This window comes from Paenibacillus sp. NAIST15-1, from assembly GCF_001894745.1.
Classification (GTDB): Bacteria; Bacillota; Bacilli; order Paenibacillales; family Paenibacillaceae; genus Paenibacillus_B; species Paenibacillus_B suaedae.
Map to the genome: position 1 here is coordinate 128,906 of NZ_BBYF01000011.1, position 15,546 is coordinate 144,451.

The window sequence follows — 15,546 nt, forward strand, 5'->3', positions numbered from 1 at the left end:
GTACACTTAGGATATTTAAGCAGCCAAATCGATATTATGCTATAAATTTAATGTATCAGCGGGGATTTCAATGATTGAAGGATAGCAGACCACTTCAACTTATACAGTTCCATTAGTTCGTCTACCTTGGAAAGCAATAATGCTTTGCCTTCTTGAGAGGCTTCATCTCCAGCGGTGGTTCCATTAATCAGTATAATAATAATTAAAAAGAGTATTGTCTCCTAATCACTCGCTCCTCTTGATTTTACCTTATGACATAACATTCAGCCCCATTCTCTAGATTGAAAGTATGATTCAACCTGAGTAAAATGTGCCCCAGCGTTAAAACAAAAGGGCCGAGTTCGGGAAGCAATGCGAACCCGAACTCGACCCTTTAATTCATGCGGTCATACCACACGCGCAAGTGATGAACCGCTGCTCCTGCGAAGGAGGAATGGCTTGCACCGAGCTCCTTCACATCACGCAGTTGCTCCTCGAAATAATCAAGCGACTTGCCGTGGAAGGACAAGTAGCCTCCTTCATTGGTCTTGCCCAGTTCAAGACCAATGACAATCGGCTTGCCAAGCTCGTCCGCCTGCGAGAGCAGCTTCTTGGACGATTCATAGATCGAATCCGAGTTGTCCCGATATGCCATAATCGTCAAGGAGTCGAATCGCTCCAGCATCCAGCTGCTCACCTTGCCGTTCCCAGTCGGCATATCCAGACGCGGCAGCCAGAAGGGAACATCCGCAGCCATATACAGGCCTGCCTCCCGCCCTTCCTCCAGCCAGATCTTCATGTTGTCGATCCAGCTGTGGACGAGACTCGATTCATCCTGCTTCCATTCCGGCAATAAATAAGGCTCTACATCCAGATGAACACCGGCAAATCGCTCGCCTTCTGCGGCCTGCCGATTGTAATCACTCACCCACCGGATGAATGACTTTCCTTCCTCCTCGTGCCGTTCCTTCGCCCATTCCGGCGCACCGTTCAAGGCATGAACGTAAATCCCGGCTTCGTGCGCCTTCCGAATAAATTCACGGTAGGTGGTCTGCTCTACTCTGGAACTTATCTGCAAATAGATGAGATTCACACCATTCGTGCGGCAGAATGAGACGATATCCTCCCCCGAATCGCGAATCCATTCCGTATCCCACAACCATGTCGCCTTCGTTCGATCTGTATCCGCAGATCGAAGCGAGAATAGGACTGCGACACAGCAGCACAGCAACAGCGTAACTAACACCCCCCGTGAACCCCGGGCGAATCGCGGAAGTCTTCCTATCCAAGTATTCCGAGGACGCATAGGATTCGTGCCCGATTTAGACAAGAACCGCCTCTTCTACTTCTGCATCTCGTATGCTTTCTTGTTCGGTATAACCGAGCTTGTGAATGTTGGGGCGATGAATGCCCTTGAATGCATTGCGCGTATCCAATATCGGGATATTCAAATCCGCGAGCTGTTCGTAATCGAACGATTGATGGTTCGTAATCAGCACCATGCAGTCATATGTCTGGAACGCCGGCAAATCATAATCGATCGTATGCACCGTCTTGCCAGCCTTGTTCTTGAAGTGTGTCGCATGCGGATCATAATAATCGATCTGAGCACCGCTCGCCTTAAACAGCTCATAGATTTCAAGACCCGGGGATTCCCGCAAATCGTCGATGTTCGGCTTGTACGCCATACCCAGAATCAATATTTTCGAGTTTTTAATCGACTTAGAGCTTTGATTCAAAATACGTGATGTCTTCTCCATGACATGGTATGGCATATTGGCATTGGTAGCTTGTGCGATATCGATAAACTTGCTATAGAAACGATACCCCTTCGCTTTCCAAGACAGGTACATGGGGTCAAGCGGAATGCAGTGGCCGCCGATACCTGGTCCCGGATAGAAAGGCATGAATCCGAACGGCTTCGTCGCTGCAGCATCGATGACCTCCCAGATATCGATGCACATCCGGTCGCACATCATCGCCATCTCATTAATGAAGGCGATGTTGACACTGCGGAACGTGTTCTCCAACAGCTTCGACATTTCAGCTACCTTCGTCGAAGTGACGGGAACGACGCTCTCTACGATATTGTCATATAGCGCTGCTCCCAGCTTGAGGCAGATTGGTGTCGTCCCGCCAATGACCTTCGGTGTGTTGAATGTATTGAACTTCGGATTGGACGGATCCACGCGCTCCGGTGAGAAGCAGAGGAAGAAGTCCTCTCCTGCTCGGTAACCCAAGGAGGCTTCAATTTCATGTTGAATCAGCTCTTCTGTCGTGCCTGGATACGTTGTACTCTCGAGCGTAATCAATAGGCCCTTCCGCATATATTTTTTAATTTGTTCCACAACACGCGTAATGTAGGATGTATCTGGATCTTGATTCTCGCTAAGTGGAGTCGGCACGCAAATGCTGACCGCATTAAGCAATTGAATATGACTGAAGTCAGTCGTCACGAACAACCGGCCTGTGTTCATGCACTGCGTCAACGTCTCATCGCTGATATCCTTAATATAGGAATGTCCGTTATGGATACTCTCGATCTTGCGTGAATCAACATCAATTCCGACGACCTGAAAGCCCTGCTTGCACATCTCAATGGCAAGCGGCAGACCGACATAACCTAACCCGATGACTCCGATTACAGAAGTTTTGTGTTCGATTGCATGTTCTAAATTGGCAGCATACATGTTCACAGTTGTTCACCCTTCCATCCACTAGATAATTGTGTATAGTTATGACAAACAGCGGCTAAGCCGTTCATCAAGTTCTACCGGCGAGAATGGCTTCGTAATATAGTCGCTAACGCCCTGCTCGAAGCAGTAATCAATCGTCTTTCCTACCCGTTGCTCGGACAGAATCACGATTTTCGGCTGCTTCTCCAAATTCATCTTCTGAATTTGCGAAATGAACGGCAGACCATTAATCCCATATAAATTCAGCTCCGTTAAGATTAAATCGAATTGACCTGCATGAATAACATCGAGCGCTGTCAAGGCATCTTCAGCCTCGTGCACCTCATACCCCTGCGAAGTTAGCCAAATGTTCAGGAACTCTCTTACGCTAGCATCGTGATCCACGACTAGGATGCGCTTCGCTCCTTCGAGCTGAAGGTGATCATGGAGAACCCGAATATGGGAGGAATCTGCAGCCGGCCAGTCGTTCCAACGACCGAGAATAATATCCTCTGCCTCCTGTGAATCTGCCACTGCGGCAACCGCACATACGATTGGCGTCCCTGCCAACCGCTCTTCTACCACGCTCTTCAGCATGAGTGCGTAATAGTGCGTCTGATCCAGAGTAACGCGCGGCAGCATAACGGCAATTACATTCTGATCTGTGGCATTCATCAGCTCAAATGGAATTTGCTCTCTATCCAACGTTGACCTGAGCTCAGCCTCCCACGTACGTCCAAGCGGCTTCGCATGGATAAAGATAATGCCTACGCTATGTCCGGGATAACTCATCACCAGATGATTCACCGTTTGCTTGAAAGTCGGTACAAATTCGAACTCTGCATTTCGTTCCATTACTTGAAGCATGTGCAGTCTCCACCTTCCCTGCGCCGTTTAGGCGGTTTTCGTTTGTTCTCCTTCTTCACTCCAACTCTGACGCGTCATGGCTCCCCATGAATTGTTGTTCTGGAAAAATTGAATATGCCCTTGAATGCGCCATAGGCTGCCAAGCTGCCGATAACCGAAAAACATCAGCACACTGAATGCAAGCATTCGCACGAGATCGCTAATGCGCGGATAGCGCTTGAACGCAATCTCCTCCAGCAGAAGCGAGCCTACAGCTAGCAATAAACCCGATAAGAAGTTAATGAGCATAAATACCAGCACAATTTCCCAATGTGTCATGTCATACAGCGCATAACCGATTAAGGACATCAATCCCGTTACTTTGAAATAAGGATTGAGTGCTTCGAATATAATCGTATACGGCAGTGACAATAGACCGAACACCTTGTACTTCGGACGGAACGTCATATCGTAGTTCTCGATCATATTCTTCAAGTTCCCTCGCCCCCAACGCTTACGCTGGTTGGACAGAATATAGTACGTATCCGGCGCCTGCGTCCAGCATACTGCCTCCGGACAGAAGGCAATTTTGTAAGGTAGTTTATTTTCCAGCATATAGCGATGAAGTTTAATAATGATGTTCATGTCCTCGCCTGGATAGCCATCGCGATATCCACCGACCTTAATGACATAGTCCTTGCGGAACAACCCGAATGCCCCCGACACAATAATCAGTCCATTAATCGCACTCCAGCCGATTCGACCGCCGAGGAACGCCTTTAAGTACTCCAGCGTTTGGAACATCGGCCACCATTTCTTCGGCAAGCGCACTTCCTTCACCGTTCCATTCTCAATCGAACAACCGTTAGCGATGCGTACATTGCCTCCGATCGCCACATATCGCTCTGGATCGGACATATACATGGTTGTCATTTGGATTAAGGAATCCTTCTCCAGTAGCGAATCTGCATCAATGGACGAGATAAGCGGGTAATGCGAGAAATTGATGCCTGCATTTAAGGAATCCGCCTTCCCCCCGTTCGCCTTATCAATGACATAGAGGAATGGATATTCTGGATTATGATAGACAGCATTGATCTTGGTACAATTCACGGCATACCGAATGGACAAGTTATCCATGCGATATAGGGCGAACTCCTCGATCAACACGTTCAAAGTCTCATCCTTGGAGCCGTCATTGATGACGATAACCTCATAGGTTGGATAATTCAGCGTCATTAATGACTTTACATTTTCGATAATCGTCAGCTCTTCATTGTAGGATGGTACCAACAGCGAGACCGGCGGGACATGCTCTGAACCCGCTATCGTCCCGCTTAGTGCGTAACGTTTTCGGCGAACAATCGAGAAAATGCTTTTGAACGAGAAGAGCATGATGCCGAAGTAAATACTATTGACGACGATCACATAGTACATGGCGAATAAGCCGTACATGAGAAGCAGGTCTCTAAGCAGAATAATCGCCTCCTACGCTTCGAAATATCGGTGCTGTCGCAGCCTTGCCGAAATACTGCTCATATAAGAGCCTCTTCGTTGCTTGGCTGGACACGTGTTTCCGCCGATTCGTATTGTAATGCTCGCGCAGAAGCTCCTCTTGAATACGGTCTTTGGCCATATCCGACTTGTAAGGATCATCTCTCTCAAGTGCTGCTTCACACAGCGCGCGGAAGCCCTCATCCCCCATCGTAGCCAAGCTCTTCGAGCTGTAATACCGAACCCACCAGTTAGAATCCGTCAATGCTTCCTTCAAGATGACAATGCTGGCAGTATGGTTGTACGTGCTGAGCGACTCTGCAACAGCCGCCCGCACTTCCCATTCAGGATCCTTGAACCAACTGCACAATGTCTCCTTCGTCAGCACATTGCCCGTGCGCACTAGCAACTTAATTGCTAAGGAGCGTATATCCTTGTCTTTGTTGTCAGCAAGCTTGAACAACGCAGGCGTAAGTTCTGCACCAGCATGCCCGCGCAGCGCCAGCAGAGCTGTCTTCACCAGACGATTATTGCTATCCGCTAAGCATCCAACAAGAAGTGGTGTCACGTCTAACGTTGATTCCTCCAATATCTCTGCAGCAAACAGCTCATTGTGCTGCTCACGGCTCGCCAGCTCATCCAGCATTACCCCCAGAGATGCCGTATCGTCCGCGCATTTCGCAACAGCTCGGGCAATAACTCGAATCAGCTCTGCCGACTTCTCTTGCTTAAGCAGTTCCAGCAGGTGCGGAACCGCCCTGGACGATCTCATTCCTCCCAAGCGGAAAGCCGCTTGCATCTGCTTCGCGTAGAACATGCTGTTCAGATTCTTCATATCCAATTGAACGAGCCCCATATCTTCGCACAGCTTCGTTAGCTTGTCACGCTGAGTCCCACGGAATTTCTCGATCCATTCGATCAGCTTGTCTTGGATAACCCTGGCCTCCAATTGTGCAACTGCCCCCTTCGGCGGCTGGAAGGAACCCTCGTCACCGATATGACGCTGCAAATAGATAAAATAAGGTTTATATTTCTTCATGATCGCGTCCCGTTGCTGCATCAGCCGTATATTTCGGGCTTTCATGATGAGCAGTATCAATACGCCGAAGCCAATCAGGCCCAGACAGACGTAGATGAAAGACACAGCAAGGTCTAACTTTGTATACATGTAACGTGTGCCTCCTTTGTTCCATGAGAAGTGGCAGTTCTTCAAGCACCTATCAATGTTGCAATCAGCAAGGAACTTGCCGAACCGCTTTCGGAAGTCGCATGCCACCTATGAGTGGCCGCATTTGTCATGGAAGACGATGGAACACTTCCTTCATGTCGTAATAGCTTTGCTTCAAGCGTTCTGTATAGCCAACTTTATCCCACTGTTTCCATGTGTATACTTGGATATTGTGTAAGGAGTAGTTCTTATATGCACGAGTTTGTGCACCTGTCGATGAATTCCCTCCTCGTTCCACAACCCAAGGCAAGAATCGTATCCCTTCTGTTGCAATCGTCGGCAGATCTCGCTTTCGTTCCACGCTGCCATATGAAATGACTTGCTTCGTACTTGGATCTGCGAAACCGAGCAGCATCCACGGAATTCGAATTTCGATGGTGTCGCCCTTCGCCTCCCAAGCCGCAAGCGAGTTGTATGACTTGCTGTTCGGGTCGCTCGTCCCTCGATGCAGCTTGCCTACAACAATATCTTGAAATGGATGCGCCGATCTTGTATCCGGGGGTTCCATCTTCAGACTAACTGCCAGCTTCCATGGATTGAACAATCCTGAATTATCCTTCATTTCCTGCGGCTTCGGTTCAACCATCCAATAACCGGATGGGCCATACAGTCTGTTGTTGAAGTCATAATTCGAAGCGATGCGAACCTCACTGTCCTTGCCGATGACCGTAAGTGTCTCCAGACCTTCGTCCAGCTTAATACCCGGAAGCTCCTTCATGGTGCGATTGCCGCCTGTTTGCGTATTTGCCCCGATGTATAGCGTCTGCTGGTCAGGATCGAACGGCTTATCCAGCTTAAGCATCGTATAGACATAGCCCTCGTCATGGGTGATCCACATCTCACGAACCCCCGGCAAATCTGACTTCAGCAGCATTTTCTCATCGTCTGGAATAGCATCCCAATCCTTGGAATCCCCATCGATAACAATGGCATCCGCCTTGCTCGGGTACATGCCCAGTAGCCCGAACATTTTCTCGTTCGTTAACACATTGAGCCAATACGGCCTGCGGTCAGCAGGAACTTCAATCTTCATCGTATTCCACGTCTTCTTGAACCACTCATCCTGCCACATGAACAGAATTGCTCCTGCATAATGCTCATCGTAAATGTCCTGTGTGAGCGATGCATCGATACGCCCTTGCTCACGCTCATTATGACCGCCTTGATTGCGTCCTCCCATACCCAGATGAGAGATGCCAATCGAGGATGGCACACCATATTCCGTGATCATGACCGGCATATCCTTGAACTCCGCCTTCAGCTTGCGCAGATACGCCTTGTACGTATTGAACTGCCCTTGCTTGTCGCGAATCGTCTGCAGCGAAGTATCCAAGTGGAAGAAGTCCGGGTAGTACGGATAGACGTGATAAGCAGCGAAATATCCTGCGCTCCAAGCCTTCGGCTGAATTTTTCTTGCGTCGACGCTCACCATATCTTCTTGGAATAGTGGCTCTCCCGGGTGCTTCAGCACATCTGTGGTTACCCAGTTCGTGAACGTCATCGGGTGATGCCACCCATATTCGTTCTCCACCGCGGCAGCGTGATCAAGCATTTCGGCGAGCCAGTTCTCAAATGGGCTTGCTTGCCCAGTCGCGTTGAAAAAGGAACCTGTGTAAGCCGATACCTTGCTATGCTTCTTGTTTGTCTTATCAACCATCACTGGGTCCCATTCCGTCCCGATATGCCAAGCCATCAAGTAATCACTGGCATTCGTCCTATACTTCCCTCTCGCTGTACCGGATTGATCTGGCAGCGTAATATCGCCGTATACCGCTCGTACAACCTTCTCAATTTCGTGCTTGAACTTCTCTTTGATCTCGGGCAAGTAAGCATCTTGCGATTCGATCAGCTCTTCCTCAGGCGACCATATGCCTTGAATAAAATAGAGCGGCCGCTCCGCTTTATCGCGGTTAAACTTCACAAGCGCTTCGTAAAACACCGGATTGTGCACGGTGTACACCCGGATCACATTCGCACCCATATCATGTATCTGCTGGAACCAACGCAGATAATCTTCTTCTTGTATCGGGAACTCCCCTGGGAAGTATCCAGGCAGTGTAGCGCCCAGATTGACTCCTTTAACAAAGATTGGCTCGAAGCCATCTTCTTTGTACTCTAGGATGCGGTCGCCCTCCGTCTTGAACTTCAGTTTGATGCCATCCTCACCAGCGTAGGCGACAGGCTTGGAAGACAGCAACTCCGGCATCCAATACAATCCGCCTGCAAATATAATTATGACCGGCATCAGTATGCCTATAACGAGATTTCGCTTTTTCCTACGGTTCATAGATATGTGACCTGTTCACCCTTTCTGTGAGTGTTGTCCGCAACCTCTTATACTATCTAACCAAGTTTTTTTCTGGAATAACATGGTTAGATAGTCGCGTTTTGAAAACTAGGACCCTCATTTTCTGCTGGTTATTGCAGCGCTGAAGCAAAGAAAAAGCCTGCTGCAAAGCGATTTGATCACTCCTTTTCTGATTACGCGAACGATTAGGTTGGAGAAATTGTAAATCGATATCATTTGTCATCATTTGACGCGAATACGTCGGAAAAGTTGCGTTTTTGTAACCATTTTACCAATAAAATGTATATTTATCGGACTATGGTCACCCTTCGCCTGAGCGTTTTGTACCATAGTTTTACAGAACATAAAAAAACAGGAGGATTCCCCCTCCTGTTTGGTTATTCAGGTTTGTGACGGCTGTACCATTGCCATACATGTGCGACGTCGCGGTCGTCGAAACATGTCGCAGTATAGGAATGTCCGCTCATAATCGTAACATGTAGGGAGCGAATATTTCGCTGACGCTGAAAGTAACTGTCTTTCGTTGAAAGCGAGACAATATGCGGTCTCAACATATAGCAGGACTTTCTAGCGATCGCGCGGCTTCGTATCATTAGCTGCTTATTCTGGATACCAATTCCCGCGTCCTTAAGTCGCAGTGTCCCCATCCCGAGCAATATCGGCATTAGGAGCCACAGCCAATGGGCCATATTCCCCTGCCACCAATAGAGCAGACCGTAAGTGGTAAGGAAGAGCAGCAGTTCCATACGAACATAGTACCACCAGGCCCGACCAGGCGGACGATGCTGCACAGCATCGTCCGCCAATTCAACCTGCGGTACAAAATGGGCTAACAAATGTGGAAGATCCCGAACCCGAATAAGCGGATGCAGCAGCAAGGATTCTTTCTTATCTGCTGACAGCACTCCGACCTCCACCTGTGCGTACCCGAGCAGCTGACGAAGCATGCCCTCCTTCACAATGATTTCCTGCACTCGGCCTGGTTTGAAGGCGTTCACTTTCTTCTCGAATAGTCCGTAGGAAATGACAATCTCGTCCCCCTGCACCACCGCTGTAAATCGATAGTACTTCGCGACGAACAACAGCGTTGAGATGAGCCATGCAAGTATGAGACCACCGACTCCGAGCACGACATAAGTCAGATGGCTTGGGATCGCGGACATTATCTGATCCATTAGTCTTTGCATCAGCCCATCTGGCAGAATCAGCTTCAGCAGGTCATCTGCGAAGTTCGTAATCGCCAAATAGAAGGCAAGCAGCATGCCTAAATGGATCGTTGTCGCCGAGGATAGGAATAATGTTCCTACCTTCAGCCTTATGTCCCGTGCGGACAAGCCCGCCTCCTCTGACGGTTTGTCCTGATCCTTCTGATCCGCGCCTGCTGTCGCATGGACATTGTTACTAGGCAGCATATGATTAGCGCCTGCCGTCTTAGGTATATCGCCGCTCTCTAGGCCGATCTGCGGAGTACTCTGCTTGCGCTGCGTTAAAATAGTGCGCAATTCCTCCGCATGTGCAAGCGACAATGTAGGCAGCACGCCATCTCCATCCTCCTCTCCACCAGGCGTCTCAATCTTCAACTGAGCTGTCCGGCTTACACGCTGCAGGAAGGACTGCTCCAAGCGTACCGAGTGAATGCGCCGATAGAAGATTGTTTTTTCTTCCCGAATCCAAATCCCTTTATTGATGACGAGCTTATCTTCCTCGAAGCGGAAGGTGAACCTTCTCCAATCCAACACCGCATCTACGATTGCATAGACAACAATGGCGGCAAAAAGAATCTGCATCCACGAGTGATCCTTAGCCTTCCATGCGTAGAGAATAAGGAAAGGCCATATGGCCTTGGCTACCTGCAGAATCGAAAATCCCATGTGCAGTGGATGAAGGCGCATCTCCTTATTCTTCATGGTCATCCACCTTCGCCAGTTCTGCAATTTTGGCCTTTAGCCGCTCCGCTTCTTCCTCTTGGACTGCCAGAATCCGATGAGTCGTCGCCGCAGTTACGACTGACAATTGCGAGAGCCCATACTTGCGCAGCAGCGGCCCGCGTTCTGTCTCTACATGCTGTACGCGATTCATAGGTACAATCGTATGCTTCAAATAAATAACTCCTGATTGAATGTGCAGCTCTTCCTCAAACACTTCGAATGCAAAATAACGATAAGTTAGTATCGGTTCAATCCATACGAACCAAATGAAAGATACCGCCCATAATCCTGATGCAATCCAAGCGGGGTACTGTATCCAGCCTTGTACAGAAGCGATAATAACATAGGCAATAATGACTGCAGCCATAATGCCATGTGCAATGACGCCTGCAATGCGAGATGCCTTCCTATAGTCAGGATGCAACTTTTGCCCCAGCTTACTCTCCATTCTACATCCCCCTCCAACCATCGGGACTTATTTACTCATGCCCTCTGCAATCTTGATTAGTTCTTCTTGCGCAACATCTGGGTTCGACGGAATCATCGTGTAACGGAATCCATCCTCGTCCCAAGTAAGCGAGTGTATTTCGTCCCAATACCATCCTGATTTTCCGCGCACCGTTACTGCCGTGCCCAGATCTCTTTGTGCGTCAGCAGGTGTCTTGAACAGACTGACACTTACATAAGATATACCGTTTTTGTCATACTCCAAAGAGATTTCCGTACGCTTCATCTCTCCCTCTAACTGCGCCAACTCTGTCTTCTTCAACGAAAAATCCTTATCCGTTATTTGTAGAAATGGAGCTCCCGCCGCTTTCTTCGCTTCCTCCAGTGATACCTGCTTCGCCGGGTTCAGCTCATTGATGTCACGCACCGGAATATCCTTCGGTATGCCCAACTGGAACGTATCTGCCGTGAACTTCGGCGCCATATCCAGCCTCGTATATTCGAAAGTGGATTTGACCGCACCGCTATCGATCTTGCTCTTTATCACCATCCAAGTAGATTGATCGACCCATAACTCCATTTGCTTCAGCAGGGCATCCTTCTTTTTGGATGAGGCCTTAATATGAACCGTTTGATGTTCGCCGACTTTTTCGTCTCCCATCGATTCAATACGATACGATTTGTTCAAATGTTCCAGCATATTTTTCAACTGCTCCCGCTGCGTCATCGGCCGCATCCCGTCACCTACGTCCATTTTGAATGCTTGCCGATTATGCTCATCCCATACCGTAATCAGCTTGCCGTCACTCACAGATATGGCTCGCTCATTGTCCTTTATTACTTCTTCCCGCTTCTTCTTCGTCTCTGCATCCGACCATTCCTTCAGGATATAACGCTCAGTTTCTTTGCCGTCCTCATAAGAAACCGTAACACCTTCCGCGTAGTAGGAGACTTCCTTCTTACCCGCTTCCAGCGCTTGACTCACGAGTTGTTCCCCGCTCAATTTCACCGAACTGGTACAGCCTGTAAAGATCAAGCTGCTTGCTAGTAATAGACTGCCTGCAAATCGGAACATCATCTTCATTCATCCTCTCTGTCTGATCCTTGTTCGTAACTAAATCGACAGGCCAATAATGTGCCATGCGCCGCAGCCGACCATACGCCGATGCTCCCGCCATGCCGCTCCGCGATCATATTTGCGATACTAAGTCCTAGTCCTGATGCTCCGCCAGTACGAGACTTCGTCCTCGACTGGTCAGCCTGGTAAAAAGGCTGGAACAGCTTCTTGATATGCTGTGGCTCTATCTCTTCGCCTTCATTCTGAACGAGCAGCACTAGCGCATTCCCTCTCCAAGCCTGAACACGGTCAACAAACGCCGGGAACAACCATTCCGGCAGCGGCTGATTCTCTGAAAAAGCCCCCAGCCAAATCGTTTTCCCATACGGCGTATACCGGATTGCATTCCCCATCAAATTATCCACGAGTCTCATCATCTGCTTCGCATGGAATGGATAGACGCCGGCCACCTCATTTCGAATGTCGAGATGAATGCCTCGCTGCGCACAAACCGCATCATATCCCGAGAACAGCATATCGAACAGTTCTTCCCCGTCCACGAGGACTTGCTCTTGCCCATCCCCGTTCTCCGTAGAACGAAGTGCTGTGTAGGTCGCCAGATCGTCCAGCATCTGCTGCATGTAGCCGATTTTATCAAGCATAATGCCGAAGTATTCCTTCTTCTCATCCGCTGTTACTTGCTTATCTTGCTGCAACGATTCCGCATATGCTCGAATGGAGGTAAGCGGCGTCTTCAGGTCATGGGACAACGATGCGACCATGTAATCCCGCTCCTGCTGCTCCGCAGCAATTTGCGCTCTGGCCTGCCCAACCTGCTCTCTCATGTCGTAAAAATGGGCAATCAGGGTTCCCATCTCGTCCTTGGAGCTGCGGCTAATATCAGGAACAAGCTCATTGCGTGCAAATGCAGTCATCTGCCGCATCAACTGCTTCATTGGAAGATTCAACTTCCGCTGAATAACAAAGAGCGCCGCGCCATATAGGGCAATAAAAAACAGCACGGCACAACCAATGACAATATACGTCCTATATTGGAAGGCGTTAAGCCATTTTTCGCGCACCATCGTGACTTCATAGAACCCAATAAGTGTTCCTTTCTCGAACACGGGCTTTTTCAACGTATACGTATCATGGCTTTGCTCCAGCTTGTACAGGTTCTCGTACAATTGCTCTGGATTGACACGATACATGGATGGAAGCATCTTGTTCTCCATCGATGTAAATACTTGAACGCCATCTGCCCGATACAGTGTGATCTTGAGCGAGTGGTCAGCGACTCGACTGACCGCCTGGAACTTGTCCTGCGGCTGGATGCGATACAGCGAAGGCGCTGCTATAACCTGCTCCACTTCACTTAGGCGCTCCATCACATCCATATATTCGGCTAATCCTTCCCGTTCATCATAGGACTGCAGCAGCCCGAACAAAGCAGCGAATGCCACGAGCGGCAGGATCATAACGACAAGACAAGTGATCATCAGCCAATGTGTAATCTTCATCTGCGCCGCTCACCAATGAACCGATAGCCCGTTCCCCACACCGTCTGTATATAAGTGGGATTGCGTACGTCATCTCCAAGCTTCATGCGCAGACTCTTAATATGAACAGACACCGTGTTGTTGCCTTCCGCATCGGCCTGCTGCCATACATGCTCATATAGCTCCTTCTTCGTAAACGCACGCTGCGGGTGATGAGCAAGAAGTACGAGAAGTGCCCATTCCTTGGCGGTTAGGGTGATGGACTGATCTCCCATGCTTGCAAGTTGGTGCTTCTCATCAATAGCGAGCCCACCCTCGAAGGACAAGCTGTCCGTTGAGGCTTCTGCCCCATCCGTATAACGCTTGAATCTTCGCAGATGCGAATCGATTCTAGCCGTAAGCTCGGACAAGCTGAACGGCTTCGTCACGTAATCATCCGCCCCGAGCTTCAAGCCCTGTACCTTGACCTCATCCTCCAGCCGCGCACTTACTATAAGAAGCGGAACCTTGCTCGACAGCCGGATATTTTTACACAAGGTGAACCCATCCATCTCCGGCAGCATCAAGTCTACGATAACCATGTCATAGGTACCAATGCGGAAATCCTCCCACCCCTCCAGTCCTGTGGAAGACCAGGTGACCTCGTATCCTTCCCGACGCAAATGATCTCTAACAATTCTCGCGATTTCTCTATCATCTTCGACAAGTAATATGTTCGCATTCATGTGTATCTCGCTCCTTGCCTACATTATAATTGTTCCTAAGCTGCATCCTTCGGATTTCATACTTTCTTTATAAAATCGACCGCAATTGGATAGACCATATGCATCCTAGTTATTACATAAAAAATAGGCCTGCCCTGCAAGTAGTTGCTCTACTCACAAGACAGCCCATTCTATTTCTTCCTATTAATTAGGTTACACAAATTCCGTGTTCGTAACCTGCAATAACTCAAGCAGCACCTTCTGCTTATACATTTTCAAAATAAAGCTGCTGCTTCACTTTGTAGCGTTCCATCGCTAATTGAATCAAACGATCCAGCAGCGCTCCGTACGCAATCCCTGTTTCCTTCCACATGAGCGGATACATGCTAAAAGGCGTAAAGCCGGGCATCGTATTCACTTCATTGATGAATACCTGCATATCCGAACGTCGTACGAAGAAGTCGACGCGAGACAAGCCTGAGCCGTCAATCGCTCGAAATGCAAGTACCGCCATCTCGCGCAGGCGATCCAGAAGCTCTTCGTCCAGCGGAGCTGGGATAACGATCTGCGATTTGCCATCGATATATTTTGCTTTGTAATCATAGAACTCACCGGAAGACACAATTTCGCCTGGCACGGATGCTTCTGCTTCGTCATTGCCAAGCACGCTGACTTCTACTTCGCGAGCGTCTACGAACTCTTCTACAATTACCTTGCGGTCATAGCGAAGCGCAACCTCGATTGCCTGCTTCAACTCGGCATCATTGCGCGCCTTCGAAATGCCTACCGACGAACCCAAGTTAGCTGGCTTAATGAAGCATGGGTAGCCAAGTTCTGATTCAATATTGGCCATCACATCGGCTTGATGATGCTCCCATTCGCTGCGAATGAAGTGAACATATTTGCATTGCGGCAAGCCGGCATGCGCAAATACCTGCTTCATGACAGCCTTATCCATACCTACGGATGATGCCAATACACCTGCGCCGACATAAGGCACATTCGCCATTTCGAACAAGCCTTGGATCGTTCCGTCTTCCCCGTTCGTTCCATGAATAAGTGGGAACATAACATCGATGCTGTCCCCAGCATTTCCGGTGCTGTCGACTCGAGCGAACAGCATTTCCATTGCGTCCTTCGTGTAACCGGCAGCGCCTTCTAATGTCAGCTCTGATTTATCGCTAAATGGTTGATGACGCAATTCTCCTACGCGCCATTCCCCTGTTTTTGTAATATAGAATGGAATAATATCATACTTCTCGTAATCCATTGCTCCCATCACGGCAAATGCCGTCGATAATGATACTTCGTGTTCTCCTGATTTGCCGCCGTACACCAAGCCGACGCGCATCTTCTCCTGTTGTCCCATAATTCCCTCCGT

Annotated in this window: 12 protein-coding genes; all 12 read right to left on the reverse strand. The window is 49.0% G+C overall.

What is annotated here, in order from left to right; all coding sequences use genetic code 11:
• Positions 1-373: 373 nt before the first annotated feature.
• The 12 genes from PBN151_RS21030 to PBN151_RS21085 all read right to left on the reverse strand — a co-directional run bounded on the left by PBN151_RS21030 (position 374) and on the right by PBN151_RS21085 (position 15,534).
• Positions 374-1,225 (reverse strand): SGNH/GDSL hydrolase family protein, encoded by an 852-nt coding sequence (locus PBN151_RS21030; protein ID WP_227774911.1) that lies wholly within the window; start codon positions 1,223-1,225, stop codon positions 374-376.
• A 76-nt stretch (positions 1,226-1,301) separates the two neighbouring features.
• The gene (locus PBN151_RS21035) at positions 1,302-2,675 is read right to left on the reverse strand and encodes a nucleotide sugar dehydrogenase (protein WP_370510442.1); all 1,374 of its coding nucleotides are present in this window, start codon (positions 2,673-2,675) and stop codon (positions 1,302-1,304) included.
• Positions 2,676-2,714: 39 nt separating this feature from the next.
• On the reverse strand, positions 2,715-3,521 hold the full coding sequence (locus PBN151_RS21040; protein WP_021256097.1) for a response regulator: 807 nt from the start codon (positions 3,519-3,521) through the stop codon (positions 2,715-2,717).
• 27 nt (positions 3,522-3,548) lie between these two features.
• Positions 3,549-4,937 carry a glycosyltransferase family 2 protein gene (locus PBN151_RS21045; protein ID WP_072730623.1) on the reverse strand — a complete coding sequence of 463 codons (1,389 nt, stop codon included), beginning with the start codon at positions 4,935-4,937 and terminating at the stop codon, positions 3,549-3,551.
• Positions 4,938-4,968: 31 nt separating this feature from the next.
• Positions 4,969-6,162, reverse strand: coding sequence for a HEAT repeat domain-containing protein (locus tag PBN151_RS21050; RefSeq protein ID WP_072730571.1), 1,194 nt, complete (start codon positions 6,160-6,162; stop codon positions 4,969-4,971).
• A gap of 127 nt (positions 6,163-6,289) precedes the next feature.
• A complete protein-coding gene (locus PBN151_RS21055) occupies positions 6,290-8,509 on the reverse strand; it encodes a hypothetical protein (RefSeq protein WP_072730572.1) in 2,220 nt (739 codons plus the stop codon).
• Between the two features lie 398 nt (positions 8,510-8,907).
• On the reverse strand, positions 8,908-10,437 hold the full coding sequence (locus tag PBN151_RS21060) for a PH domain-containing protein (protein ID WP_072730573.1): 1,530 nt from the start codon (positions 10,435-10,437) through the stop codon (positions 8,908-8,910).
• Positions 10,427-10,906: a PH domain-containing protein gene (locus PBN151_RS21065; RefSeq protein ID WP_072730574.1), complete on the reverse strand. Its 480-nt coding sequence runs from the start codon at positions 10,904-10,906 to the stop codon at positions 10,427-10,429. Before PBN151_RS21065 ends, PBN151_RS21060 begins: the two co-directional genes overlap by 11 nt.
• A gap of 27 nt (positions 10,907-10,933) precedes the next feature.
• Positions 10,934-11,983, reverse strand: a complete 1,050-nt coding sequence (locus PBN151_RS21070; protein ID WP_072730575.1) for a LolA family protein — start codon at positions 11,981-11,983, stop codon at positions 10,934-10,936.
• 2 nt (positions 11,984-11,985) lie between these two features.
• Complete coding sequence (locus tag PBN151_RS21075) at positions 11,986-13,482, reverse strand: sensor histidine kinase (RefSeq protein ID WP_072730576.1); 1,497 nt, start codon at positions 13,480-13,482, stop codon at positions 11,986-11,988.
• Entirely contained in the window at positions 13,479-14,186 is a 708-nt protein-coding gene (locus tag PBN151_RS21080) for a response regulator transcription factor (protein WP_072730577.1), read from the reverse strand. Before PBN151_RS21080 ends, PBN151_RS21075 begins: the two co-directional genes overlap by 4 nt.
• 244 nt (positions 14,187-14,430) lie before the next feature.
• Positions 14,431-15,534, reverse strand: a complete 1,104-nt coding sequence (locus PBN151_RS21085; RefSeq protein ID WP_072730578.1) for a D-alanine--D-alanine ligase — start codon at positions 15,532-15,534, stop codon at positions 14,431-14,433.
• Positions 15,535-15,546: the final 12 nt, after the last annotated feature.